The following is a 23966-nucleotide window of genomic DNA, read 5'->3' as shown; positions in this document are numbered from 1 at the left end:
GGTTGTGCCGCGGTGTGAGTCGGTCGGCGAGCACGGCGGTGCCGATGCGCCCGACGAGGTTCGCCGGTCCCGCAAAGCACCCGGCTGCCCGCGATGACATCGACCCGGCGGCGCCGGGCAGAGTCAAGGACAGCTGCGACGGGCCTGCCGCCCAGCGAAGAAACTCGCCGCCGCAATCGGGGGCTCAACAGCGTGAAGACGGCAAATCGTGAGCCTGCCGGCGCGCGGGTTCCGTGCCAACGATCACAGCCGCGCAGTCGGACCGTGACCCCGCGACATCGGCCCAACCAACAGGTTGGCCGAGCACCCTGTTAGTGTTCCCCTACTGGACCTAGTCTTTAAGACGGACCTAGCCCTCCCTTTCCCCGAACAGGAAATCGACATGCCCGAAGAAGCCTTTATCTACGAGGCCATCCGCACCCCGCGTGGCAAGCAGAAGAACGGATCGTTGCACGAGGTCAAGCCCTTGAGCCTGGTCGTAGGCCTGATCGAGGAGCTGCGCAAGCGTCACCCCGACCTGGACGAGAACCTGATCAGCGACGTCATCCTGGGCTGCGTTTCACCCGTCGGTGACCAGGGTGGTGACATTGCCCGGGCCGCGGTGCTGGCGTCGGGCATGCCGGTCACCTCCGGCGGTGTGCAGCTCAACCGGTTCTGCGCATCGGGCCTCGAGGCCGTCAACACCGCCGCGCAGAAGGTGCGCTCCGGGTGGGACGACCTGGTGCTGGCCGGCGGCGTCGAGTCGATGAGCCGCGTTCCGATGGGCTCCGACGGCGGCGCGATGGGGCTGGACCCCGCCACCAACTACGACGTCATGTTTGTTCCGCAGGGCATCGGCGCCGATCTGATCGCCACCATCGAGGGCTTCTCCCGCGAAGATGTCGACCGCTACGCGTTGCGCAGCCAGGAGAAGGCCGCCGCCGCGTGGTCGGGCGGCTACTTCGCCAAGTCGGTGGTTCCGGTCCGTGACCAGAACGGCCTGCTGATCCTCGACCACGACGAGCACATGCGGCCCGACACCACCATGGAAGGTCTGGCCAAGCTGAAGCCGGCCTTCGAGGGCCTGGCGGCGATGGGTGGTTTCGACGACGTCGCGCTGCAGAAGTACCACTCGGTCGAGAAGATCAACCACGTGCACACCGGCGGCAACTCCTCGGGGATCGTCGACGGTGCCGCACTGGTGATGATCGGCAGCGAGAAGGCTGGGCAAGCGCAGGGCCTCACCCCGCGGGCCCGCATCGTGGCCACCGCCACCAGCGGCGCCGACCCGGTGATCATGCTGACCGGCCCCACCCCGGCCAGCCTCAAGGTGCTCGACCGGGCCGGGCTGACCGTCGACGACATCGACCTGTTCGAGCTCAACGAGGCGTTCGCGTCGGTGGTGCTGAAATTCCAGAAGGATCTGAACATCCCCGACGAGAAGCTCAACGTCAACGGCGGCGCCATCGCGATGGGCCACCCGCTGGGTGCTACCGGCGCGATGATCCTGGGCACCATGGTCGACGAACTGGAGCGCCGCAATGCCCGACGGGCGCTCGTCACGCTATGTATCGGCGGCGGCATGGGCGTCGCGACGGTTATCGAGAGGGTTTAAACGTTATGCCCGACAATACAATCCAGTGGGACAAGGACGCCGACGGCATTGTCACGCTGACCATGGACGACCCGTCGGGGTCGGCCAACGTGATGAACGAGGCCTACATCGAGTCGATGGGCAAGGCCGTGGATCGCCTTGTCGCCGAAAAGGATTCGATCACCGGCGTGGTGATCACCAGCGCGAAGAAGACCTTCTTCGCCGGCGGTGACGTGAAGACCATGGTGCAGGCCAGGCCCGAGGACGCCGGCGATGTGTTCAACACCGTCGAGACAGTCAAGCGGCAATTTCGCACCCTGGAGACGCTGGGCAAGCCGGTGGTCGCCGCCATCAACGGCGCAGCACTTGGCGGCGGACTGGAGATCGCCCTGGCCTGTCATCACCGCATCGCGGCCGACGTGAAGGGCAGCCAGATCGGGCTTCCGGAAGTGACGCTGGGCCTGCTGCCCGGCGCCGGTGGGGTAACCCGCACGGTGCGGATGTTCGGCATCCAGAACGCGTTCGTCAACATCCTGTCGCAAGGCACTCGCTTCAAGCCGGCCAAGGCCAAGGAAATCGGACTGGTCGACGAATTGTTGCCCACGGTTGAGGAATTGGTGCCCGCCGCCAAGGCTTGGATAAAGGCCAACCCGGATTCCCATGAGCAGCCCTGGGACAAGAAGGGCTACAAGATGCCGGGCGGCACCCCGTCGTCGCCGGGGTTGGCGTCCATCCTGCCGTCGTTCCCCGCGCTGCTGCGCAAGCAGCTCAAGGGTGCGCCGATGCCGGCGCCGAAGGCCATCCTGTCCGCCGCCGTCGAGGGTGCGCAGGTGGATTTCGACACCGCCACCCGCATCGAGAGCCGTTACTTCGCCTCACTGGTCACCGGCCAGGTCGCCAAGAACATGATCCAGGCGTTCTTCTTCGACCTGCAGGCCATCAATGCCGGTGGTTCGCGTCCCGACGGGATCGCCAAGACCCCGATCAAGAAGATCGGGGTGCTGGGCGCGGGCATGATGGGCGCGGGCATCGCCTACGTCTCGGCCAAGGCGGGCTACGACGTGGTGCTCAAAGACGTCAGCTTGGAGGCCGCGCAGAAGGGCAAGGGCTACTCCGAAAAGCTGGAGGCCAAGGCGCTGGAGCGGGGTCGCACCACGCAGGAGCGCAGCGATGCCCTGCTGGCGCGCATCACCCCGACGGGCGACCCCGCGGATCTCAAGGGTGTCGACTTCGTCATCGAAGCCGTCTTCGAGAACCAGGAACTCAAGCACAAGGTGTTCCAGGAGATCGAAGACATCGTCGAGCCCAATGCGGTCCTCGGGTCCAACACCTCCACGCTGCCGATCACCGGCCTGGCAACCGGCGTCAAACGGCAGGAAGACTTCATCGGGATCCACTTCTTCTCACCGGTGGACAAGATGCCGCTGGTCGAAATCATCAAGGGCGAGAAGACTTCTGACGAGGCGCTGGCCCGGGTGTTCGACTACACGCTGGCCATCGGCAAGACCCCGATCGTGGTCAACGACAGCCGCGGGTTCTTCACCTCACGGGTCATCGGCACCTTCGTCAACGAGGCGCTGGCTATGCTCGGCGAGGGCGTGGAACCGGCGTCGATCGAGCAGGCCGGGTCGCAGGCCGGGTACCCGGCCCCGCCGCTGCAGCTCTCCGACGAGCTCAACCTGGAGCTCATGCACAAGATCGCCGTCGCTACCCGTAAGGGTGTCGAGGATGCCGGCGGCACCTACGAGCCGCATCCGGCCGAGGCGGTTGTCGAGAAGATGATCGAGCTCGGGCGGTCCGGCCGGCTCAAGGGCGCGGGCTTCTACGAATACGTCGACGGCAAGCGAACCGGCTTGTGGCCGGGGCTGCGGGACACGTTCAAGTCGGGGACGTCGGCGCCACCGCTGCAGGACATGATCGACCGGATGCTGTTCGCCGAGGCCCTGGAGACCCAGAAGTGCCTCGACGAGGGTGTGCTGACGTCCACGGCCGACGCGAACATCGGGTCGATCATGGGCATCGGTTACCCGCCGTGGACCGGCGGTAGCGCGCAGTTCATCGTCGGCTACCAGGGACCGGCCGGGATCGGCAAGGAAGCCTTCGTGGCGCGCGCCAAGGAGTTGGCCGCCAAGTACGGCGACCGCTTCCTGCCGCCGGAATCTCTGACCTAGTTTCGGCCGCGAAGCAGACGTAACGGCCCCCGAAAACCGAGGTTTTCGGGGGCCGTTACGTCTGCTGCTCGCACTTACACAGAGTCAGCGGTTCGGCGGCGCCGAGCGCTCGGACTTGTCAAGGCCAAGGAGTTTGAGGGCCAACGATTTCAACGCGGGGTAGTCCACCTTGCCGAGTGCTGTGCGGGGTACACGATCCACCGTGAGCATCACCTTGGGAGCCTTGAAGGCGGCGATGGTCTTGCGGCAGTGGTCTTGGAGCTGCTCGAGTGTCAGTGTCGCGCCGACGCGCAACTGCACGACGGCCGTCACCTGTTCACCCCATCGCTCATGCGGCGTACCGACCACGCCGGCATCGAAAACATCTGCGTGTTCCAGCAATACGCCTTCCACCTCTTCGGGGTGGATCTTCTCTCCGCCTGAGTTGATCGTCACCGAGCCGCGTCCGAGCAGCGAAATGCTGCCGTCATGCTCTCGGCGGGCGAAGTCGCCGGGTATGACCCAGCGCTTGCCGTCGATCTCCTTGAAGGCGGCCGCCGTCTTCTCCGGGTCGTTGAGATAGCCCAGCGGGATCGGGCCGCTGCGCGCCAGCATGCCGACTTGCCCGACCGGGCAGGGCCGCCACTGCTCGTCGACAACCATGACGTCGGGTCCCGCATCGAACAAGGGTGTGGTCCGAGGCGTGCCGTCATCGATCCGGGTGGCGGTGGTACCCGACTCGGAAGCACCGTAGCTGTCGTTGATGATGCAGTTGGGTAAGGCCGTGTGCAGCTGCGCCCGCACCGCGGCCGATAGCGGCGCCGCGCCGTTGGACACCGCTAGCAAACTGCTGAGGTCCCATCGTCCCGGTTCGGCCAGCAGTGCCTCCGCAAGCGGCCGGGCGGTCGCGTCACCGAGCACGACCAAGCTGATGACGTTGGCCTCCGACGCGAGGTCGAGCGTCTTCGCCGGGTCGAAACTGGGCAGAGTGGAAAGCACAAAGGTGGCACCGGCGACGTGGCAGTTGCCCATGATCCACTGGCTGCCGCCGTGCATGAGCGGTCCGACGGTGAGCAGCCGCATCGGGAACTCGTTGGCGGCCGCCTCGGCACCCAGCTGCTCGACGCTGTCCAACGGGGCGCCGTAGCGCAGGGCGTTGAGCGCTCCGCGGATCAGGTCTTCCTGCCGCCACACCACGCCTTTGGGCAGGCCGGTCGTGCCGCCGGTGTACAGGATGTAGAGGTCATCGGAGCTGCGACCGGTGATGCGGCGCTCCGGCGATGCGCCGGTTAGCGCCGTGTCGTAGTCCTCGCCGAGCACCAGCAGCTGTCGAAGGGCGGGCAGCTCAGGGCGGATGTCGTTGACCAGCTCGACATATTGAGGGGCGACGATCGCCAGCACGGCCCCGGAGTTGCCGTAGACGTGCTTGAGTTCGTTGTGCCGGTAGCGGTAGTTGACGTTGATCGGGACCGCTCGAGCTTTCATGATGCCGTAGAACGCGTCGACCCACTCGATGCAGTTCATCGCGTGCACCGCTACGTGGTCACCGGGCCGGATACCGGCGGATACCAGGTGGTTGGCCAATCGCGTTGTGCGGTCGTCGATTTCGGCGTAGGTGTATTCGCTGGTCTCAGTGATCACCGCGGGCCGGTTGCCGACGGAGTCAGCCATCTGTTCGATGATCTCGGCGAGGTTGAACGGCCGCGCACTCATCGCCAAGACTCAAATCGGCTCAAATCGGCCGATGCCACACGACGACATCGGATTCCGCAGCAAAGCCGCCTTGGTCATCTCACGGCCGGTACTTCGGCGTTCTCACCCAGTGCGACGACTTCCTCGAAGCCCTCCCGCAGGGACTCGAGCAGGACGTCGTGGTCGGGTACCGCGCTGGTGTCGACATTGACGCCGATATCACAAGTCCCTCTGTAGGAGATCAATGTGATGTTGAACGAGGCCCCGATCGTCGGTCCGAACCCGAAGAAACCGGTGACCTCGGCGCCTGCCAGATAGATCGGCACCGGACTGCCGGGCAGGTCGCTCGCCAGGAAGTCGACGTGCTTGAGCATGCCGCCGATGTAGCCCACGGGCAGAAAGATGAGGCCTTCGGCGATCACCTCTGCGAGGTGACTCGCGGGCTCGTTGCGGACCGTTTCGACGACGCGGTGCACCTTGTGCATGCGGGCGGCTGGGTCGGCTTCGGCCACCGGGAGTGCGATCCGGGCCAGCGTGATCCGGTTGCCCCAGGTACCAGCATCCGCTGCGGTTCGGATGTTGATCGGCATGGTGACGCGCAGCGACTCGACGGTCGCGTGGTGTCGCTCATGGTAGCGACGCAGGCCGCCTGTGATAGCTCCGAGGAACGCGTCGTTGACCGTTACCCCGATGCCCTTAGCCGCCCTATTGAGCGCGTCGAGAGGGATTTCCATCGTCGCGAGGCGGCGAACCATCGCGCGCTCGCGCATCACCGGTGACATGGTGTCGGGCATGGGTGCAGCGAAACGGTAGACAGAACGCGTCATCGCGACGACGTTGCGGGCCGTGCCGATGGGGTGACGTGCGGTGTGCAGCAGCGTCGGTACCGCGGTCTCGGCTCCCCGGCGGGCCCGATGGACCACCCGCCCGAGTGACGAGCGCAGTGCGCCGGTCATCACGGCCCGCGCGCCCAGCCTCTCACCGGTCGGGGCCGGTGGCATCGGTCCCAGATCATCGCCATCGCGGTGCATGTCGAATAGGACATCCATCATCTGCATGCCGCCGACACCGTCCGACAGCGAGTGGTGGATCTTGAAGATGACCGCGGCTTCACCTCCCTGCAGACCTTCGACCAGGGTGAACTCCCACAGCGGGCGCTCCCGGTCGAAGGTGTCCATCGCCGCCTGCCGCGCCAGCTCGAGCACCGTGTCTCGCGTACGCGGCTCTGGTGCGTTGACGCGGCGCAGGTGCCAGTTCAAATCGAAGTGGTCATCGCTCACCCACCGGGGAGTCGCCAATCGTAGTGGCGACTCGACGACATGCTGTCGCAACGACACCATCGATCGCGATGCCCGGTCGACACGGTCGGCGAGTACCTCCCAAGTGGGCGACCGGTCGAGCCAAATGACGGCGACAACCGTCGAGCGCAGCGCGGGATCACGCTCCATGTTCCAGGCGAACGCATCGATGGCCCGCATGTAATTGCTTGCCATGAAGGCGAGGCTACGGTCCGGTCAGCCGGCCTTATAGAGGCCAAGGTCCCCACCTGCGGCACATCTTCGGCGGCTCGCGGCCCGGGGGCGTCGCCGGAACGCCGATCCGCGTCGAAACTTCGGCCGTTGCTATGGTTTTCGTCGTGTCGTCGCGGCAGGCTAAGTGTCGCGAGCCCGCTAACTGCGGGTTAGCTCGCTGTACTCCTTGAACCGCATCGAGTCATAGAGTCGCACGCCCTTGGTGTTCCGCGCCGCGACCGACCGGGTGAGCCGGGCGGGCAGCAGTGAGACCAGCCGCGCGCCGCGGGTCAACGCCCACACACCCGTCGCGGAGCCCGGCACGATGCTCTTCGCCATCGCTTGGGCAAACGTGCGGCTGCGACGTACCGGGTCCGCCATCTGTTGCTCGTAGGCCGCGAACGCGCTTACGTAGTCTGCACCCGCCTGCGCCAGTTCTCCGGCCAGTATGTAGGCCCCCAGCACGGCGATGCTGGTGCTGCCGCCGACCGCGGGACCCGGGCAGTATCCGGCATCCCCGACCAGGGTGACCCGCCCGCGCGACCAGCTGTCGAGCTGCAACTGCGTGATCGAGTCGAAGTAGAAGGTGGGTGTGCGGTCGAGCTCGTCGAGCCAGCCGTCCACCTGCGGGTGCATCCCGGAAATCGCGCTGCGCAGTAACGCCTTCTGCCGCAGGATATCTCGGTGGTGATAACGCAATTGCTGCTTGCTGCGGAACATGAACAATGCGCGCGCATCGTCCAGTGGGCGCGCGGTGTAGATCATGGCGATGCGGCCCGGGCCCAGGTGAGCTATTGATTCTCCTTCGCGGGCAAGTGTTTTCGGCACCGACAGCACCGCAAGGTAACCGCCCAGGAACTGGATGCGTCCGGAGTCTGCACCGAAGACCAGGCGCCGCACGTTCGAGTGCAGCCCGTCGGCGCCGACGACCACGTCGAACCTGCGCGCCTTGCCATGCTCGAAAGTCACGTCGCCATCGGATGATATGGCCGTAATCGAGTCGCCGAAAAGATACTCGACATGGTCGCGGCCGGCGCGGTAGTACGCCTCACTCAGATCGTCACGCATGATCTCCACGTGCCGGTCGGAAGCGGCGGCGACGATCTTGGTGAGGTCGACCCGCGTGGGTCGTTGGGCGCCTTGGCGATACAGCGTTAGTCGGCTGGTGCCGGTGGCCAGTCCCTCGATCTGCGGCAATGCCCCCATCTTCTCCGAGATCTCCATGGCCGGCCGGAACAGGTCGACGGCGTGGCCGCCGGTCTTGCGTAATTGCGGGGCGCGTTCGACCACGGTGACATCAAAGCCGTACCGGGCGAGCCAGTACGCCAGGACCGGACCTGCGATGCTGGCGCCCGAGATCAATATGCGCATGACGTCCTCGTTTACTTAACGTCCGTAAAGCTAGCACAGGTGCTTACCTATCGGTAAGTCAGTTACGCTGGCGTGGTGACCAAGCCCAGGTCGGACACCAGGCAACGTATCCAAGAGGTAGCCCGCGTGCTCTTCCTGCGCCAGGGCGTGCAGCGCACCAGCCTGCAAGACATCGCCGACGAGCTGGGGATCACCAAACCCGCGCTCTACTACCATTTCAGCTCCCGAGAGGACCTGGTGCGCAGCATTGTGGTGCCGCTGATCGAAGAGGGTGAGCGATTCGTCGCCGATCGGGAGAACCGCGGCGACACCAATGCCCGCGAGTTGCTGGAGGGCTATTTCGATTTCCACTACCGGCACCGCGAAGACCTCATGCTGGTGGTGGCCGAATTGACGATGCTGGCCGATCTCGGGCTTGTCGACACGGTGCTGGGCTGGCGCGAACGGCTGGGAAAGCTGGTCTTTGGCCCCATGCCGACGCTTGCGCAGGCGACTCGTGCGGTGGTGGCATTCGGCGGATTGCAGGACTGTTGTCTGCAGTTTCCCGATGCGCCGCACCTGGAGTTGCGAACCTGCTCGGTGGAAGCGGCATTAGCCGCCTTAGGTGCGTGACATCGGGCTAAAGTCCCAGCTATGCGCTTCGGACTTTTCATCCCGCAAGGCTGGCGAATGGATTTGGTCGGCATCCCGCCCGAAAAGCATTGGGCTGTCATGCGCGACCTTGCTACCTATGCGGACGGAAGCACGTGGGATTCACTGTGGGTTTACGACCACTTTCATACCGTCCCGCTGCCGACCGATGAAGCCACTCATGAGGCGTGGTCGTTGATGGCGGCATACGCCGCGACCACGTCGCGGATCAAGCTGGGACAGATGTGCACCGCGATGAGCTACCGCAACCCCGTCTACCTGGCCAAGGTCGCGGCCACCGCTGACATTATTTCCGGCGGCCGGATCCAGATGGGTATCGGCGCCGGATGGTACGAACATGAGTGGCGCGCTTACGGTTACGGGTTTCCGTCGGCCAAGGTACGGTTGGCTCGCCTGGACGAGGGTGTGCAGATCATGCGGGACGCCTGGCGCGACGGAAAGGTGACTTTCACCGGGGAGCACTACCGGGTAGACGGTGCAATAGTAGCGCCAAAGCCGTTGCAAGCCGGCGGTATTCCGCTATGGATTGCCGGCGGCGGGGAAAAGGTGACACTACGCATCGCGGCGAAGTATGCCCAGTACACCAACTTCACACCCGAGCCCACCGCATTCGCCCGAAAGTCGGAACTGCTGGCTCAGCATTGCCGCGAACTCGGGACCGACTTCGACGCCATCGTTCGCTCATCCAACTTCACCGCCGTCGTCGGCACCTCGGAGACCGATGTCAAGGATCGGTTGCAGCGGGTGCGCGACCGCCTGGTCGGCTATGTGCCTGAGACGCTGGTGGATTCGATGGTCGCGGGCCTTTCGGATGCGGCGACGGGCACGCCGGAACAGGTGATCGAGCAGCTGGCCAAGACCCGCGACCTCGGGTGTGACTACGCCATTTGCTATTTTCCCGAGGCCGCCTACGACCGTTCGGGCATCGAGCTTTTCGAACGTGAAGTGATTCCGGCGCTGAGTTGATTGCCTGCCGAATGTGCCGGGTGCTGCTGTCAGATGTCGGTCGTCACGTACCTGGTCTTGACGGGAGGCGCGGCGAGCAGCGGCGGAAGCTCCGTCAGCCGGCCTTCGCCGGCGCGAAATCTGCGGTAGGCCTCGTCGTGCTCGACGGTGTCCCAGAGTTCGTAGATGAGCCAGTGGGCTTCGTCGTCTTGATCGACCAGCACGTCGGTACCGAGGTTGCCGTCGAACGCCCGGGTGGTTTGCAATGCCCGGCTCATGACCTCGCGCGCCGCGGGCACCGCTTCGGGTTTGAGCTTGAGTTCAAGTATCACCGTGACAGGCATCGTCGGGTCCTCACATGGAGTTCAGTTTCGTCGGCAGGGGCGATCTGGAGAAGATAGCGAAGGGCCCGGAGTCCGCCGTCGGCGGCGGTCGGTCCAGCGCTTCGCAGATGACGAGAATGATATTTCCACTCTGTTTGAATGCTGTTGTACTGTTCGGTAAAGCGTATTATTCTGCGGCCGACGACGAAGGATTGCGCGATGCAGAAGGCCCTGGCCCCCGACATCTCGACCTGGCCGAACGACAACCCGCAGCTGATCGGCAGTTGCTGCGGGGACTGTGGTGCCACGACTTTCCCCGTGCAGCAGTGGTGTCCGCGCTGCAGCGGCGCGGACATGAGCGAGGTGTCGTTGCCGCGCCGCGGCACCCTCGTGGCATGGACCACGCAGGGATTCCCGCCCGGCCCGCCCTATGCCGGGCCGGCCGGCAAGGATTTCGTGCCGTTCGGCATGGGCTTGGTCCAGCTCGGTCTGGGAGAGGAGGCGGTCATCCGGGTCGAGGGCCGGCTGACCGAGAACGACCCGGCCAAGCTGCAGTTCGGCCAGGAGGTCGAACTCACCATGGTGCCGCTTTTCGCCGATGACGACGGCAACGAGGTGATGACATTCGCGTTCCGGCCGGTTTCAAAGGGCCAGGAAGGACTTTGACGATGGGCAACGAGGTGGCGATCATCGGCGTGGGCCTGCATCCGTTCGGCAGGTTCGAGAAGACCGCGATGCAGATGGGCGCCGAGGCCATCCGATCCGCGCTGACCGACGCCGGTGTGGAATGGAAGGACATTCAGTTCGGGTTCGGCGGCAGCCACGAGGTGTCCAACCCCGACGCGGTGACCCGGCTGGTCGGACTGACCGGCATCCCGTTCACCGATGTGTTCAACGCGTGCGCCACGGCGGCCAGCGCCGTCCAGCAGACCGCCGACACCATCCGGCTGGGCAAGTACGACATCGGCATCGCCATCGGCATGGACAAACACCCGCGTGGTGCCTTTACCGACGACCCCGCCAAACTCGCGCTGCCCCAGTGGTATGCACAGAATGGTCAGTTCGTCACCACCAAATTCTTCGGCATGAAAGCCAACAAGTACCTCCATGACCACAACATCTCCCGGGCCACGCTGGCCAAGGTCGCCGCCAAGAACTACCGCAACGGCGCCATGAATCCGAATGCGTTCCGTCGCAAGGCAATTCCTGAGAGCGAGATCCTCAACTCGGCGGTGCTCAACTATCCGCTGACCCAGTACATGTTCTGTGCGCCCGACGAGGGCGCCGCCGCGGTCATCATGTGCCGCGCCGACATGGCGCACACGTTCACCGACAAACCGGTGTATGTACGGGCATGCGAGATCCGCACCCGCCGCTACGGCGCCTACGAAGTACACGCCACATCGGCTGCGCTGGACGAGGACGCCGCACCGACGGTGTACGCGGCTCGAGCCGCCTACGAGGCCGCGGGAATCGGACCCGACGACATCGACGTCGCGCAACTGCAGGACACCGACGCCGGCGCCGAGGTGATCCACATGGCCGAGACCGGGCTGTGTGCCGACGGCGAGCAGGAGAAGCTGGTCGCCGACGGTGCCACCGAGATCCACGGCTCGATCCCGGTCAACACCGACGGCGGGTTGATCGCCAACGGTGAGCCCATCGGCGCGTCGGGGTTACGGCAGGTGCACGAGCTGGTGCGGCAGCTGCGGGGTACGGCTGGCGAACGTCAGGTGCCCGGCAACCCGCGCGTCGGCCTGGCGCAGGTATACGGCGCCCCCGGCACCGCGTCAGCCACCATCCTGTCGACCTAGATCGCCGGGCCCAACAGGTCGTCGGCGTCGCGGATGATGTAGCCGTAGCCCTGCTCGGCCAAGAACCGCTGCCGGTGCGCGGCGTATTCGGCATCGAGACTGTCGCGAGCCACCACCGAGTAGAAGATGGCGCCGCCGCCGTCGGACTTGGGCCGCAGCAGCCGGCCCAACCGCTGCGCCTCCTCCTGACGCGAACCGAAAGTGCCCGAGACCTGAACCGCCACAGAGGCTTCCGGCAAGTCGATGGAGAAGTTGGCCACCTTGGACACCACCAGCGTCGCGATCTCGCCGCGGCGAAAGGCGTCGAACAACGCCTCGCGTTCGCTGGTCCTCGTCGATCCCTGGATAACGGGAGCGTTCAGCTCGGTGCCCAGCTCCTCGAGCTGATCCAGGTAGGCGCCGATCACCAGGGTCTGCTCGCCGGGGTGTTTGCCCAGAATCGACTTGACCACAGCAATTTTGGTGTGCACAGTCGAGCACAGCCGGTAGCGCTCCTCGGGCTCGGCCGTCGCGTACTGCATCCGCTCGTTGTCGGTCATCGTCACTCGAACTTCGACGCACTCCGCCGGTGCGATCCAGCCTTGGGCCTCAACGTCTTTCCACGGCGCGTCATAGCGCTTCGGGCCGATCAGAGAGAACACGTCGCCCTCGCGGCCGTCTTCGCGGATCAACGTGGCGGTCAGCCCGAGTCGCCGCTTGGACTGCAGGTCTGCGGTCATCCGGAACACCGGCGCCGGCAGCAGATGCACCTCGTCGTAGATGATCAACCCCCAGTCGCGGCTGTCGAAGAGTTCCAGATGCCGGTATTCGCCCTTGGTGCGACGGGTAATCATCTGGTATGTCGAAATGGTGACGGGCCGAATCTCCTTGCGCTCACCGGAGTATTCGCCGATCTCGTCGTCCGTCAGCGAGGTGCGGGCGACCAGCTCGCGCTTCCACTGCCGCGCGGCCACGATGTTGGTGACCAGGATCAGGGTGGTGGCCTGGGCTTTGGCCATTGCGGCCGCACCGACCAGGGTCTTGCCCGCGCCGCACGGCAGAACCACCACCCCGGAGCCGCCGGACCAGAACGAGTCCGTGGCCATCTGCTGGTAATCCCGCAGCTGCCAGCCATCCTCGTGCAGACTGATCGGATGCGCCTCACCGTCGACGTAGCCGGCGAGATCTTCTGCGGGCCAACCGATCTTGAGCAACAGCTGCTTGACCCTGCCCCGCTCGCTGGGGTGGACGACAACGGTGTCCTCGTCGATGCGGGCGCCGAGCATCGGTGCGATCTTCTTGTTGCGCAGCACTTCCTCGAGCACGGCACGGTCCAGGCTGAGCAGGGTCAGGCCGTGTGCGGGATTCTTGACCAATTGCAGCCGCCCATAGCGGGCCATGGTGTCGACGATGTCGACCAGCAGCGGCTGTGGCACGGCGTAGCGGGAGAAACTGACCAGCGCATCGACGACCTGTTCGGCATCGTGCCCGGCGGCACGGGCATTCCACAACGCGAGCGGGGTGATCCGGTAGGTGTGCACATGCTCGGGCGCGCGTTCCAGCTCGGCGAACGGCGCGATAGCGGCGCGTGCGGCACCGGCCAGGTCATGGTCGACTTCGAGCAGCACCGTCTTGTCGGACTGCACGATCAACGGCCCGTCGGTCACAAGAGCGCTCCACGGCAATCGGGTGGTCGGGTCATGGGTTCCATTATCGGTCGTCGACCGACATCACCGAGGTGATGCGATGGATGGCGAAGTCACGCAGCTTCCCCGACGACGAGTCGAAGGCCATCAGCTGCCCACCGCGGACGGCGATCGGTGACACCACCCGCTGGGTCGCCACGCCGGCGGCGTCGAGGTAGCCGATCAACACCGTAGCCTCGTCCTTAATTGCGCGCTGCAGTAGCGACATTGCGACGGCCGGGTCGACGCGGATATTGCCGAACGGCGCCGCCGTCACCTTACGTAACACCGCGACCACCGCGTGCAACGTCTCGCTGCTGGGCCGCGGCGGCGGGCGGTAGGGCCGGCGTTGGTTCGGTGCGGGTACGCGGGCGCCGCGCGGGCGGACGTCGACGATCGCGCCGGTGGAATCTTCGGCGGCCGGAGCGAAGCCCGCATTCCGCAAGGCGGCCAGCACCTCGGCGATGGGCGCGGGTGACACCGCGACCGTCGGCGCCAGGGCCCGTAGCTGCAGGTCCCCGGCGGCGGCCACGGCATGGGCCAACAGTGCGGGGTCCTCACACCGCACGAACGACGCGGCCATGCCGATTCTGAGTTGCCCATGACGGCGTGCGACATCGTCGATCAGGTAGGTAAGTCCCTGCGGCACCGGTGTCTTGGAGTGGCCGGCGAAGAACCCGTGCATCCAGTCGCGGCTCTTGCCGACGTCGAGCGCATGCCGGATGGACTGCTCGCTGACCCGGTACACCATTGCCGCACCGGCCGATTCGACAGTAGCCACCGTGGCCAGCTGATCGGCGAGTTCGCGTTGCAACGGCCCCGGTACCACGACGGTCAGATCCGCCTGTACCAGGAAGTGGTCGATCGGCTTCGGTAGCGCCCGCGTCATCGCATCGACCACCGGGGCGGGGTTCCCAGCGTCTCGATCACTGTTCAGCAGTGCCCGGCCGGGCGTGCTGATCGCACCGCGACCGACAAGACCCAGCGCGTGGCCTTCGGTCAACAGATCCGCGACCGGCCCCGGCTGCAATCGCCGGCCCCACCGCGGACGGCGCCAGATCAGGGCCGCCGACGCAGTTGCCGCATCGACACCGGCACCGGCAGCCAGCTCCGCGAGCATCCCCAGCAACAGCCGCCGATCCAGCGGCGCCGCCGTCGAAAACAGCGAATCACTCAAGGCGGCATACGGTTTGCCGTCCGGGCCGCGGCTACCGAGCAGCGCCGGCCGGCCCGGCAGGTCGAGCCAGGTGCGGGCCAGCAGGTGCCACCGCTCGGCCGGGGACATGTCGGCGAATCGGTCGGCGGCCGGCGTCGGCGCCCAATAGGGGCCTTCGCCGTGGGATGGCAGCGGCTCAGGCATGCCGCCGGCGATCAGCCCGGCCGCGGCCACCACCTCGAGGATCAGACCCAGACGTGGTTCGTCGATCCCGGTTGCCTTGGCAAGCCGCTTGATTTCGCGTACGCCGAGCCCGCCGGTGCGTAGCTCGGGAACCGGTGTGGCGCTGAGGTTCTGCAACAGAACGTCGATCTCGCGCAGCAGGTCGATGACAGCTCCGGCGGCCGCGGCGTCGACGTCGCGGAGCGCGGTGGTGGCCACCACCGGATCGGGCGCCGTCAGCTGCATCGGACCTGGTTCCTCGCCGCGGAGCACCTGCCCGACTTGGCGGGGCAGGATCACCGTCTCAGCATCGACACGCCGCAGCAGCCCCGTGGCCAGCAGCCGGGGCACCGGGCGGTGCGGCGGAGCGCCCGGTGCGGCGTCGCGAGTGCGCCCCATCGGTGATCCTTCGACGAGTTTCTCCAGCACCTCACGCTGGGCCTCGTCGAGCCCGGCGATCAACTCGGCGATCTGCTCGCCGGTGCGCGAGCCGTATTCGAGGGTGACTTGGCCCGGGTGCCACGGCAGCGCCGTGCCGGTGTCGGCGGCGACCCGCACCGCACTGTCGCCCCAGACCAGGGCTCGTTTCTTGAGGTCGGCCAGCGCATCGGTCACATCGGCTTCGGCGGCGCGGTCGCCGATCGACGAGAGCAGCTTGGCGATCGGCACGGGCGCGGTGTCGGCTTGCAGCACCAGCAGGGCGTCCAGCACCGCCAGTCGCAGGAAGTCGAGGTCGTCGGTGGCGGCCTTGACCGACTGCCGGGCCTGGGCGCGCGCTGCCAGTGCGGCGATGCTGCCGGGTGGCGGCTGAGCCAGATCCGGGCGGTGTTCCAGCAGCTGGATCAGCCGTTCGTCGGGTAGGTCGGCCAGCCAGGACCCCAGCGGGATCTCCGGAGTGTGTTCGGTCGGGGCTTGCTCAGGCATTGCTGATCAGCGTAGGCCCGACCTGCGACCTTGCGCCGCGGGCGGCAGCAAGACCTGTCAGAATGGATGCCGTGGCTGACAATGACGGCAAGGCGCGCAAGACCAAGTACGTGGACAACGGCTGGCCGACCACCGACCCGGACGACCATGCGGTAAGCGAACTGGTGACCGACCGCACGGGTGCGTTGTCACCCTTCGGCGAGCTGGCGTTCCCGCTGGCCGCCGATGACCTCCCGTACCTCCATCCGGTGACGGTCGTCAACAGGTAGGACTCCGCCGATGGCCACGGCGTCCGACTTCCAATCGGGCGGATTGTCGCACCTGGATGAGCGGGGAGCCGCGCACATGGTCGACGTGACGGAGAAGTCGGCCACCCGGCGCACGGCCGTTGCTGCCGGCGCCTTACGCACCTCGACGGAGGTGGTGGCGCTGATCTCCACCGGGGGCCTGCCCAAAGGTGACGCGCTGGCTACCGCACGGGTAGCGGGCATTATGGCGGCCAAGCGCACCAGCGACCTCATTCCGCTGTGTCATCAGCTCGCGCTCACCGGTGTCGATGTCGACTTCACCGTCGGCGAGTCGGATGTCGTGATCACCGCAACGGTTCGCAGCACCGATCGAACGGGGGTCGAGATGGAGGCGCTGACCGCGGTGAGCGTGGCGGCTCTGACGCTCTACGACATGATCAAGGCGGTGGATCCGGCCGCCCGGATCGACGACATCCGCGTGCTCCGCAAAGAGGGCGGCCGTAGCGGAAGCTGGGCACGGTGACCGGTGCGCGATCTGCCCGGGTCATCATCGCGTCGACTCGCGCATCGTCGGGCGTCTACACCGATGAATGCGGGCCCATCATCACCGAATGGCTGGCGCAGCGCCGTTTCTCGCCCGTCGAGTCGGAGGTGGTCGCCGACGGGAATCCGGTTGGTGAGGCGCTGCACAACGCGGTCGAAGCGAGGGTCGACCTGATCATCACGTCCGGCGGCACCGGTATCTCGCCGACCGACACCACCCCGGAACAGACCGTGGCGGTGCTGGATTTCGTCATCCCCGGGTTGGCCGACGCGATCCGTCGCTCGGGGCTGCCGAAGATTCCGACGTCGGTGTTGTCGCGCGGGGTGTGCGGCGTCGCCGGCCAATCGTTGATTGTCAATTTGCCGGGTTCACCCGGCGGGGTTCGCGACGGGCTCGGGGTGCTCGCCGGCGTGGTGGATCACGCACTCGACCAACTCGCCGGCCAAGATCACCGGCGATGACGCAGGTCCTGCGCGCTTCGCTGACCGACCAACCGATCGATCTGGCCGAGCATGAGGGTCTGGTGAGGCATCACGCGGCCGGCGCTGTCGTCGGGTTCGTCGGAGTGGTCCGCAACCACGATGGCGGACGGGATGTGGTGCGGTTGGAGTACTCGGCACATCCGTCGGCTGCGCAGGTTCTTGCCGACGTGGTAGCCGAGATCGCGGAGAACGCCACCGGGGTGCGTGCGGTGGCGGCCAGCCACCGCATCGGTGCCCTCGCGGTCGGGGAGGCGGCCTTGGTGGCCGCCGTCGCCGCCGATCATCGGCAGGCCGCGTTCGCCACCTGCGCGCAGCTGGTGGACTCCATCAAGGAGCGGCTACCGGTATGGAAGCATCAGTTCTTCGGCGATGGTTCCGAAGAATGGGTGGGTTCGGCCTGAACCGTTGATCAGCCGATGACGGTCGGCTGCGCGAGCGCGTCCAGCGCGTCGTTGCCGCTGACGTTTTGGCCCACGATCGCCTGCCAGAGCTTCTTGGTGTAGGCGACATTCGAGACCTGGTGGATTTCCACCGGTGCGTTGGCTGCATCGGCAGGCGCTGGCGCGTCGGCCGGGTCGGTCAGCGGCAATCCTGCCTCCAGGACTGCCGGGGCCTCCGGCGCCGCCGGAATGGCCTCCGGAGCGGGAGCCAGGTCGGCCGGGGCGGGCGGCAGGTCGGCAGGTGCGGGTGCCAGGTCGGCAGGTGCGGGTGCCAGGTCGGCAGGTGCCGGCGCCAGGTCGGCAGGTGCGGGTGCCAGGTCGGCAGGTGCGGGTGCCAGGTCGGCAGGTGCGGGTGCCAAGTCGGCAGGTGCGGGTGCCAGGTCGGCAGGTGCGGGTGCCAAGTCAGCAGGTGCCGGCGCCAGGTCGGCGGGTGCCGGCGCCAGGTCGGCGGGTGCCGGCGCCAGGTCGGCGGGTGCCGGCGCCAGGTCGGCGGGTGCCGGGGGCAGGTCGGCGGGTGCCGGGGGCAGGTCGGCGGGTGCCGGGGGCAGGTCGGCCGGAGCCGTCAGCTCGGCAGGAGCCTGCGGAGCCGGCAGTTCATTACCGGCGAATTGCACCTGCGGGGCCGGGTCGGCCGGCTGTGCGACGTCCGCGGGGGGTGGGGCGTCGGCCAGCGGGGCCGGTTCGCCATTGACATCCGGCGCATCGACGGGCGCGTCCATCGCCGCCGGAGCAGGAACGTCGCGGAGAGTGGCAGACGACAGCCCGTGACCGCACACCGGCCAGGCGCCGCGGCCCTGGGTGGCCAGCACCCGCTCGGCGACCGCGATCTGCTGTTCTCGGGTGGCCAGTTGGGCCGACGGGGCGAACTCGCCGCCGCCGTGGGAGGCCCAGGTGCCTGGAGTGAACTGCACGCCGCCGTAGTAGCCGTTGCCGGTGTTGATCGCCCAGTTACCGCCGGACTCGCAACGGGCTACCTGATCCCATTCCCAATCGGTGGCCGCGGCCGCATGACCGGCCATGGCGATGCCGCCGCCGCCGAGCACCGCGCCGGTAAAGGCGACTTTGGCGACGCTGACGCTTGATGTGGTGGGCTTACGGTGACGTCCACTCATACGCTCGGTTATTCCTCTCTGTGCACGCCTACGAGGTCAGCTGTCGGGTTCGGGTTGGTTCAAAACCAGAGAGGCCACCCGGCCAGCGTCGTACTCCGGTGAGACGACGTCGGCTTCACCCCAAGGGCCGTGAACGGCCCCGGTCCGATCTCGGCGGACCCGGTGGGTCCCCCGCCTCCATCCGCGGTCGGAACCCCTCACCTACTGGATGGAGCTCGGCGCGTGGTAGGCAGGGTGGGCAAGTCAGTGGTTCGTTGACGAGCCTTCGGAGACGGTAGCGGTTTCAGCCAATCCCGTCACGTGTGAGATGGACCGGCGTTTTGCTCACAAACGCCGGCCAAAACCCCAGGAAGCGCACTTATTTGCGCAGGTCATAACGCTCGACACCGCACCGTGTCCGGCTTGTTATCGTTCCGTTACGTGACAAATCTCACAGCGATCAGCCGCCCGCAAACGGGGGGAGTACATCAAGTGTGTCGCCGGCGGATAACGGTGTGGCGTCGTCTCGGACGGCAATACCGTCGCGCAGATAGGAGCATCGGTCCAACACCGTTGCCAGCCGAGCGTTGCGTGCGGCCAGGTCGTCGACCAATTCGGCCACCGTGGCCCCGGGTCGCAACGTGACTGTTTCCGACTCGATACCGGCGGCCGCCCGCGCCGCCGCGAAGTAGCGGACGGTCACGTGAATTCCGGTGACATCTGCCGTCGAGTTAGCCGTCGAGTTAGCCGTCGAGTTAGCCATCGAATTAGCCGCCGAGTTAGTCGCCGAGTCAGCCACCGATGGCGCTCATCGGACGGTCGGGCTGCACGAAATCCGGATCGTTGATGCCGTGGCCGGCCGGCTTGCGCCACATCGCGGCGCGCCATGCCCGCTCGATCGTGTCGTCGTCAGCGCCGCTGCGCAGCAGGCCTCGCAAGTCGGTCTCCTCGCTGGAGAACAGGCAGCTGCGGATTTGGCCGTCGGCGGTAAGCCGGGTGCGGTCGCAAGTCGAGCAGAAGGCGTGCGAGACCGAGGCGATGACCCCGAACTTCCCGGTCGGCGTGTCCGGGCCCGAGTCGACCAGCCAGAGCTCGGCGGGGGCCGAACCTCGCGGCGTCGGATCGGGCCGCAAGCGGAAGTGTGGCCCCAGCGCCGCCAGCACGTCGTCGGCGCTCAGCGCGGCGCCGCGGCGCCATTGGTGGCCGGCATCGAGCGGCATCTGCTCGATGACTCGCAGTTGGTAGCCGTGTTCCAGGCAGAAGCGCAGGAGCGCGACGACGTCCGTACGGCCGGTGGCGGGGTCGAGCACGGCGTTCACCTTGACCGGCGTCAGGCCGGCATCCTTGGCGGCGGCCAGGCCGTCCAGCACGTCGGTGAGCCGGTCCCGACGGGTGATGGCCGCGAAATGGGCGCGGTCCACGCTGTCCAGAGACACGTTCACCCGGTCCAGGCCCGCGTCGGCCAGTGCGGCTGCCCGCCGCGCCAGTCCGACGCCGTTGGTGGTCAACGAGATCTCCGGACGAGGCCGCAGGCCGGCCGTTGCGCCGACGACCTCTTCCAGGTGACGTGCTAACAGCGGCTCGCCGCCGGTAAACCGCACGCTGGTAACACCGAGCCGGTGGACGGCGATGTGGATCAGCCTGACCAGCTCCTCGGGGCGCAGCAATTGCTGTCCGGGCAACCAGTCCAGGCCCTCGGCCGGCATGCAGTAGTTGCACCGCAGATTGCAGCGGTCGGTCAGCGAAACCCTTAGATCGGTTGCGACCCGGCCGAAGCTGTCCAGCAAAGGGCCTTCCACAGGAGCGGCGTCCGGCGGGGCCGCTGGCTCTGGCAACCGCCCACGCACCGTCGGAACGCCCAGCGCCGTCACCGTCATGCGGTCACGCGTTCGATTCGAGCCGGCGCGCCGACGGGAACGATCTCCTTGCCCAACGGCACCAACGACACCGGGATCAGTTTGAGATTGGCCAGGGCCAGCGGAATGCCGATGATCGTGGCGGCCATCGCCACCGCGCTGACCAAGTGCCCGATTGCCAGCCAGATGCCGAACAGCAGCACCCAGATGACGTTGCCGAGCAGGGCACCGGTCCCGGCGCTCGGCTTGTCGACGATCGTCCTGCCGAACGGCCAGAATGCGTACGACGCGATGCGCAGGGCCGCGAACCCGAACGGGATGGTGACGATCAACAGGAAACAGACCAACGCCGCGACCAGGTATCCGATGGCCAGCCATAGGCCACCGAAGACCAGCCAGATAACGTTCAGGATCAGGCGCATATCTCCTCCAGCGGTAATCCCAGCCTACTCAGTACGCGGTAAACACGGATGCTCGGCGGGCGATGGTCCGAGTAGGATCTGAGATCGTCATCGCGTCCTGCGCAGGCGGGGCGCGTCTTGGTGTGGAATTCCCAGCGATCCGTTAAGACAAGCAGGTGAGAGCAGTGCCGACCGGCAAGGTGAAGTGGTACGACTCCGAAAAGGGGTTCGGCTTCCTGTCGCAAGAGGACGGCGAGGACGTCTACGTCCGTTCCTCGGCGTTGCCGGCGGGTGTCGAAGGACTCAAAGCGGGGCAGCGCGTGGAGTTCGGGATCGCATCCGGGCGGCGCGGGCCGCAGGCGCTTAGCCTCAAGCTGATCGACCCGCCACCGAGTCTTTCTCGCACCCGCCGGGAGGCGGTCGAGCACAAGCACAGTCCCGACGAACTGCACGGCATGGTCGAGGACATGATCACCTTGCTGGAGAGCACGGTGCAGCCCGAACTGCGCAAGGGCCGCTACCCCGACCGCAAGACGGCTCGGCGGGTCTCCGAGGTCGTCAAGGCCGTGGCCCGGGAGCTAGACGCCTAGCCGCGCCGGCTGCGGACGTTGCCGGCGCGGCCGTTCCTGTCGGATCGGTGGCGCACCACGGCACCGTGCCGCCGTAACCGGCCTTGCAGCGACACCGACTCGGTGGGTTCGCCGGCCAGGCTTATCCGGCAATGCTTTTCGTCTGTAACAGCGCGCCGGGCCGGGCGGCGCGGTGTTTCTACGCCCGTCCCCTTGGACTCGGAGGCGCGGGGCTGCGCTGGGCGATCGCACAGTTTTTGCCCCGGCCGGTAAGGGTCATTCGGGCCGCCTCTCGTCGTACTATCGGGCAGGAACCGGGTAATCAACCCCCATGTCGGTTCATCGGCGAGGAGGCCGCGATGGCGCAGCAAGTGCAAGTCACCGAACAGCAGGCGAGAGCGCTTGCCGAAGAATCGCGCGAAAGTGGTTGGGATAAACCATCTTTCGCCAAAGAGATTTTTCTCGGCCGCTTCCCGCTCGAACTCATCCACCCGTTTCCGAAACCGTCGGAAGCCGAGGAGGCTCGCATCGAGGCGTTCCTGGGCAAGTTGCGGGAATTCCTCACCACCGTCGACGGCAGCATGATCGAGCGTGATGCCCAGATTCCCGACGAATACGTGAACGGCTTGGCCGAACTGGGCTGCTTCGGCATGAAAATCCCGACCGAATATGGCGGATTGAACATGTCGCAGGTCGCCTATAACCGCGCGTTGATGATGGCCTCGACGGTTCATCCGAGCCTGGGCGCACTGCTGTCGGCCCACCAGTCGATCGGGGTGCCCGAGCCGTTGAAGCTGGCCGGAAGCCCGGAGCAGAAGCGGAAGTTCTTGCCGCGGTGTGCTGCTGGCGCCCTGTCCGCATTCCTGCTCACCGAGCCCGACGTGGGCTCGGACCCGGCGCGCCTGGCCGCGACGGCCACGCCGGTCGAAGACGGCAAGGCGTACGAACTCGAGGGCCTCAAACTGTGGACCACCAACGGCGTGGTCGCCGAACTGCTGGTCGTCATGGCGCGGGTCCCGAAGAGCGAGGGGCATCGGGGCGGCATCAGCGCGTTCGTCGTCGAGGCTGACTCACCCGGGATCACCGTGGAGCGGCGCAACAAATTCATGGGACTGCGCGGTATCGAGAACGGCGTCACCAGGCTGCACCGCGTGCGGGTTCCGGCCGAAAACCTGATCGGTCGAGAGGGAGATGGTCTGAAGATCGCGCTGACCACACTGAACGCCGGACGGCTGGCGATACCGGCGATGGTTACCGGATCGTGCAAATGGTCGCTGAAGATAGCGCGTGAATGGTCTCGTGAGCGGGTGCAGTGGGGCAAACCGGTAGGCAAACACGAAGCGGTGGCCGGCAAGATCGCGTTCATCGCCGCCACCACTTACGCGCTGGACGCGGTGGTCGAGCTTTCTGGTCAGATGGCCGACGAAGGTCGCAACGACATCCGGATCGAGGCGGCGCTGGCCAAGCTCTGGTCCAGTGAGATGACCTGTCGGATTGCCGACGAGCTGTTGCAGATCCGGGGCGGGCGAGGGTACGAGACCGCCGAGTCGCTGGCCGCGCGAGGTGAGCGCGCGGCACCGGTGGAGCAGTCGCTGCGGGACATGCGGATCAATCGCATCTTCGAGGGATCCAGCGAGATCATGCGGCTGCTCATCGCCCGGGAGGCGGTGGATGCGCACCTGACAGCTGCCGGTGATCTCGCCAAACCCGAGACCGATCTGCGCCAGAAGGCCGCAGCTGCGGTCGGCGCCAGCGGATTCTACGCAAAGTGGTTGCCGCAGCTCGTATTCGGCGAAGGGCAACGACCCACGGCATATCAGGAATTCGGCCCGTTGGCGTCGCATCTGCGATTCGTCGAACGCTCCACGCGCAAGCTGGCCCGCAACACGTTCTACGGCATGGCGCGCTGGCAGGCCAGGCTGGAGCAGAAGCAAGGGTTCCTCGGGCGCATCGTCGATATCGGTGCGGAGCTGTTCGCCATGTCCGCGGCATGCGTTCGGGCCGAGGGGCAGCGGGTTGCTGATCCGGTTGTCGGTCATGAGGCCTATGAGCTGACCGAAATCTTCTGTGAGCAAGCGACCCTTCGCGTCGAGGCGCTGTTCCACGCGTTGTGGGCCAACACCGACAGCAGCGACGTTCGCCTGACCAACGATGTGCTGGACGGCCGCTACACCTGGCTGGAGGAGGGGATCATCGATCAGTCGGAGGGCACCGGACCGTGGATCGCGCCCTGGGAACCGGGCCCGTCCACCGAAAGCGATGTGGCGCGGCGAATTTCGACGGTGTCCTCGCCTGGGCCGGTCGGGCGAACGCAAAGCGCGTGAGTCCCGCCGCGAAGC

The 23966-nt window shown here is 66.5% G+C and carries 22 protein-coding genes and 1 riboswitch; of the genes, 12 read left to right on the top strand and 10 right to left on the bottom strand.

Features of this window, described 5'->3' with window-relative positions; genetic code table 11:
- Positions 1-382 precede the first annotated feature (382 nt).
- Positions 383-1594, top strand: coding sequence for an acetyl-CoA C-acetyltransferase (locus MKAN_RS09205; RefSeq protein WP_023367535.1), 1212 nt, complete (start codon positions 383-385; stop codon positions 1592-1594).
- Positions 1595-1599: 5 nt separating this feature from the next.
- Positions 1600-3744 (top strand): 3-hydroxyacyl-CoA dehydrogenase NAD-binding domain-containing protein, encoded by a 2145-nt coding sequence (locus tag MKAN_RS09200; RefSeq protein WP_023367533.1) that lies wholly within the window; start codon positions 1600-1602, stop codon positions 3742-3744.
- Between the two features lie 84 nt (positions 3745-3828).
- On the opposite strand, the gene MKAN_RS09195 is transcribed toward MKAN_RS09200, so the two are convergent.
- The 3 genes from MKAN_RS09195 to MKAN_RS09185 form a co-directional block, all read right to left on the bottom strand.
- A complete protein-coding gene (locus tag MKAN_RS09195; protein ID WP_023367531.1) occupies positions 3829-5436 on the bottom strand; it encodes an AMP-binding protein in 1608 nt (535 codons plus the stop codon).
- Between the two features lie 74 nt (positions 5437-5510).
- Positions 5511-6908, bottom strand: a complete 1398-nt coding sequence (locus MKAN_RS09190; RefSeq protein ID WP_023367529.1) for a wax ester/triacylglycerol synthase domain-containing protein — start codon at positions 6906-6908, stop codon at positions 5511-5513.
- Positions 6909-7085: 177 nt separating this feature from the next.
- Positions 7086-8297 carry an FAD-dependent monooxygenase gene (locus MKAN_RS09185; RefSeq protein ID WP_023367527.1) on the bottom strand — a complete coding sequence of 404 codons (1212 nt, stop codon included), beginning with the start codon at positions 8295-8297 and terminating at the stop codon, positions 7086-7088.
- Between the two features lie 75 nt (positions 8298-8372).
- On the opposite strand from MKAN_RS09185, the gene MKAN_RS09180 reads away from it, so the two are divergent.
- Entirely contained in the window at positions 8373-8909 is a 537-nt protein-coding gene (locus MKAN_RS09180; RefSeq protein ID WP_036445646.1) for a TetR/AcrR family transcriptional regulator, read from the top strand.
- Between the two features lie 21 nt (positions 8910-8930).
- Positions 8931-9914 (top strand): LLM class F420-dependent oxidoreductase, encoded by a 984-nt coding sequence (locus MKAN_RS09175; RefSeq protein ID WP_023367523.1) that lies wholly within the window; start codon positions 8931-8933, stop codon positions 9912-9914.
- 29 nt (positions 9915-9943) lie between these two features.
- Here MKAN_RS09175 and MKAN_RS09170 read toward each other — a convergent pair whose 3' ends face one another.
- A complete protein-coding gene (locus MKAN_RS09170) occupies positions 9944-10237 on the bottom strand; it encodes a putative quinol monooxygenase (protein ID WP_023367521.1) in 294 nt (97 codons plus the stop codon).
- A gap of 198 nt (positions 10238-10435) precedes the next feature.
- On the opposite strand from MKAN_RS09170, the gene MKAN_RS09165 reads away from it, so the two are divergent.
- Both MKAN_RS09165 and MKAN_RS09160 read left to right on the top strand, forming a co-directional pair.
- Complete coding sequence (locus MKAN_RS09165; protein WP_023367519.1) at positions 10436-10882, top strand: Zn-ribbon domain-containing OB-fold protein; 447 nt, start codon at positions 10436-10438, stop codon at positions 10880-10882.
- Between the two features lie 2 nt (positions 10883-10884).
- Positions 10885-12030 (top strand): thiolase family protein, encoded by a 1146-nt coding sequence (locus tag MKAN_RS09160; RefSeq protein ID WP_023367517.1) that lies wholly within the window; start codon positions 10885-10887, stop codon positions 12028-12030.
- Here MKAN_RS09160 and MKAN_RS09155 read toward each other — a convergent pair.
- Both MKAN_RS09155 and MKAN_RS09150 read right to left on the bottom strand, forming a co-directional pair.
- Positions 12027-13676 (bottom strand): DNA repair helicase XPB, encoded by a 1650-nt coding sequence (locus MKAN_RS09155; RefSeq protein ID WP_023367515.1) that lies wholly within the window; start codon positions 13674-13676, stop codon positions 12027-12029. The genes MKAN_RS09160 and MKAN_RS09155 overlap by 4 nt on opposite strands.
- Positions 13677-13719: 43 nt before the next feature.
- Positions 13720-15996, bottom strand: coding sequence for a helicase-associated domain-containing protein (locus tag MKAN_RS09150; RefSeq protein ID WP_023367513.1), 2277 nt, complete (start codon positions 15994-15996; stop codon positions 13720-13722).
- A 71-nt stretch (positions 15997-16067) separates the two neighbouring features.
- Between MKAN_RS09150 and MKAN_RS09145 the strand changes: the two genes are divergently transcribed.
- Genes MKAN_RS09145 through MKAN_RS09130 form a run of 4 tightly spaced genes read left to right on the top strand, consistent with a single transcriptional unit; the run spans position 16068 to position 17671 of the window.
- Entirely contained in the window at positions 16068-16265 is a 198-nt protein-coding gene (locus tag MKAN_RS09145) for a hypothetical protein (protein ID WP_099184984.1), read from the top strand.
- Positions 16266-16275: 10 nt separating this feature from the next.
- Positions 16276-16767, top strand: coding sequence for a cyclic pyranopterin monophosphate synthase MoaC (gene moaC, locus MKAN_RS09140; RefSeq protein WP_023367509.1), 492 nt, complete (start codon positions 16276-16278; stop codon positions 16765-16767).
- The gene (locus MKAN_RS09135) at positions 16764-17249 is read left to right on the top strand and encodes a MogA/MoaB family molybdenum cofactor biosynthesis protein (RefSeq protein ID WP_023367507.1); all 486 of its coding nucleotides are present in this window, start codon (positions 16764-16766) and stop codon (positions 17247-17249) included. Before moaC ends, MKAN_RS09135 begins: the two co-directional genes overlap by 4 nt.
- A complete protein-coding gene (locus MKAN_RS09130) occupies positions 17246-17671 on the top strand; it encodes a molybdenum cofactor biosynthesis protein MoaE (protein WP_023367505.1) in 426 nt (141 codons plus the stop codon). The genes MKAN_RS09135 and MKAN_RS09130 overlap by 4 nt, the downstream gene beginning before the upstream one ends.
- 8 nt (positions 17672-17679) lie before the next feature.
- On the opposite strand, the gene MKAN_RS09125 is transcribed toward MKAN_RS09130, so the two are convergent.
- From MKAN_RS09125 to MKAN_RS09110, 4 genes are all read right to left on the bottom strand, one after another.
- Positions 17680-18822, bottom strand: a complete 1143-nt coding sequence (locus MKAN_RS09125; protein ID WP_023367503.1) for a transglycosylase family protein — start codon at positions 18820-18822, stop codon at positions 17680-17682.
- Between the two features lie 9 nt (positions 18823-18831).
- A riboswitch (cyclic di-AMP (ydaO/yuaA leader) is annotated at positions 18832-19053 on the bottom strand.
- Between the two features lie 208 nt (positions 19054-19261).
- Positions 19262-19564, bottom strand: coding sequence for a MoaD/ThiS family protein (locus MKAN_RS09120; RefSeq protein ID WP_023367501.1), 303 nt, complete (start codon positions 19562-19564; stop codon positions 19262-19264).
- A 28-nt stretch (positions 19565-19592) separates the two neighbouring features.
- Entirely contained in the window at positions 19593-20678 is a 1086-nt protein-coding gene (gene moaA, locus MKAN_RS09115; protein WP_023367499.1) for a GTP 3',8-cyclase MoaA, read from the bottom strand.
- Complete coding sequence (locus MKAN_RS09110) at positions 20675-21079, bottom strand: YccF domain-containing protein (protein WP_023367497.1); 405 nt, start codon at positions 21077-21079, stop codon at positions 20675-20677. Before MKAN_RS09110 ends, moaA begins: the two co-directional genes overlap by 4 nt.
- 164 nt (positions 21080-21243) lie before the next feature.
- Between MKAN_RS09110 and MKAN_RS09105 the strand changes: the two genes are divergently transcribed.
- Both MKAN_RS09105 and MKAN_RS09100 read left to right on the top strand, forming a co-directional pair.
- Positions 21244-21648: a cold-shock protein gene (locus tag MKAN_RS09105; RefSeq protein ID WP_023367495.1), complete on the top strand. Its 405-nt coding sequence runs from the start codon at positions 21244-21246 to the stop codon at positions 21646-21648.
- A 338-nt stretch (positions 21649-21986) separates the two neighbouring features.
- Positions 21987-23951 (top strand): acyl-CoA dehydrogenase family protein, encoded by a 1965-nt coding sequence (locus MKAN_RS09100; protein ID WP_023367493.1) that lies wholly within the window; start codon positions 21987-21989, stop codon positions 23949-23951.
- Positions 23952-23966 lie beyond the last annotated feature (15 nt).

This window comes from Mycobacterium kansasii ATCC 12478, from assembly GCF_000157895.3.
Classification (GTDB): domain Bacteria; phylum Actinomycetota; class Actinomycetes; order Mycobacteriales; family Mycobacteriaceae; genus Mycobacterium; species Mycobacterium kansasii.
The sequence above is the reverse complement of the archived record's forward strand: the minus strand, read 5'-3'. Positions and strand labels throughout refer to the sequence as shown.

Coding starts and splice junctions, on each gene's coding strand:
- MKAN_RS09205 (WP_023367535.1), top strand. CDS start 383: ATGCCCGAAGAAGCCTTTATCTACGAGGCCATCCGCACCCCGCGTGGC.
- MKAN_RS09200 (WP_023367533.1), top strand. CDS start 1,600: ATGCCCGACAATACAATCCAGTGGGACAAGGACGCCGACGGCATTGTC.
- MKAN_RS09195 (WP_023367531.1), bottom strand. CDS start 5,436: ATGAGTGCGCGGCCGTTCAACCTCGCCGAGATCATCGAACAGATGGCT.
- MKAN_RS09190 (WP_023367529.1), bottom strand. CDS start 6,908: ATGGCAAGCAATTACATGCGGGCCATCGATGCGTTCGCCTGGAACATG.
- MKAN_RS09185 (WP_023367527.1), bottom strand. CDS start 8,297: ATGCGCATATTGATCTCGGGCGCCAGCATCGCAGGTCCGGTCCTGGCG.
- MKAN_RS09175 (WP_023367523.1), top strand. CDS start 8,931: ATGCGCTTCGGACTTTTCATCCCGCAAGGCTGGCGAATGGATTTGGTC.
- MKAN_RS09170 (WP_023367521.1), bottom strand. CDS start 10,237: ATGCCTGTCACGGTGATACTTGAACTCAAGCTCAAACCCGAAGCGGTG.
- MKAN_RS09165 (WP_023367519.1), top strand. CDS start 10,436: ATGCAGAAGGCCCTGGCCCCCGACATCTCGACCTGGCCGAACGACAAC.
- MKAN_RS09160 (WP_023367517.1), top strand. CDS start 10,885: ATGGGCAACGAGGTGGCGATCATCGGCGTGGGCCTGCATCCGTTCGGC.
- MKAN_RS09150 (WP_023367513.1), bottom strand. CDS start 15,996: ATGCCTGAGCAAGCCCCGACCGAACACACTCCGGAGATCCCGCTGGGG.
- moaC (WP_023367509.1), top strand. CDS start 16,276: ATGGCCACGGCGTCCGACTTCCAATCGGGCGGATTGTCGCACCTGGAT.
- MKAN_RS09130 (WP_023367505.1), top strand. CDS start 17,246: ATGACGCAGGTCCTGCGCGCTTCGCTGACCGACCAACCGATCGATCTG.
- MKAN_RS09125 (WP_023367503.1), bottom strand. CDS start 18,822: ATGAGTGGACGTCACCGTAAGCCCACCACATCAAGCGTCAGCGTCGCC.
- MKAN_RS09120 (WP_023367501.1), bottom strand. CDS start 19,564: ATGGCTAACTCGACGGCTAACTCGACGGCTAACTCGACGGCAGATGTC.
- moaA (WP_023367499.1), bottom strand. CDS start 20,678: ATGACGGTGACGGCGCTGGGCGTTCCGACGGTGCGTGGGCGGTTGCCA.
- MKAN_RS09110 (WP_023367497.1), bottom strand. CDS start 21,079: ATGCGCCTGATCCTGAACGTTATCTGGCTGGTCTTCGGTGGCCTATGG.
- MKAN_RS09100 (WP_023367493.1), top strand. CDS start 21,987: ATGGCGCAGCAAGTGCAAGTCACCGAACAGCAGGCGAGAGCGCTTGCC.